This window comes from Desulforhopalus vacuolatus (genome assembly GCF_016918505.1).
Taxonomy (GTDB): domain Bacteria; phylum Desulfobacterota; class Desulfobulbia; order Desulfobulbales; family Desulfocapsaceae; genus Desulforhopalus; species Desulforhopalus vacuolatus.
On record NZ_JAFFPZ010000105.1, the window covers coordinates 1 to 514 of the forward strand.

At 53.1% G+C, this 514-nt stretch carries 1 protein-coding gene; it reads right to left on the bottom strand.

Going from position 1 to position 514, the window contains the following annotated elements; genetic code table 11:
• A partial coding sequence (locus JWG39_RS16085) for a hypothetical protein (RefSeq protein WP_205220451.1) occupies nt 1-514 on the bottom strand: 514 nt, incomplete at both ends.

The following is a 514-nucleotide window of genomic DNA, read 5'->3' on the forward strand; positions in this document are numbered from 1 at the left end:
ATCTGCTGCCAATTACATACTGAATATTGCTGCCCGCCATGTCTGAATGAATGAAGGGTCTTCCCGTACGTATCGACAAATACCCGCGCCTGTGCGTCTGACAGCTCCACCGGGTTATCGATATACTTGCCGTGGGCTACATCCCTGAGCTTCCCGCGTTCGGTGGGTGTGTCAGGGGAGATAATGCCGTGGGTATTTCTTGAGTAAACACGGGTACGAACGACCGCCAGGGATTCGCCTGTTCGGATTACCTCGGCGTTGATATACGTATTCTCGGCGTGTTTCAGCTCTGGTTTCAGCCGCTCCCGTTCCCCACGCCAGAAGGCTTCAACTTCTTTTTTCTCGTCGGTGGTGAGATCAGGTAAAAGTGAGGTGTTGAGCAAATCACCGGGGGTGAATACTGGACGCTGAGGGAGCTGGTGCAGACCTTTGCCCATGAGAGCAGGTGCAGAATAATCCACGCGTTCAGGGCTGAATACCATCGCATCAACAGGGCCTCTTTTCAACAACATCC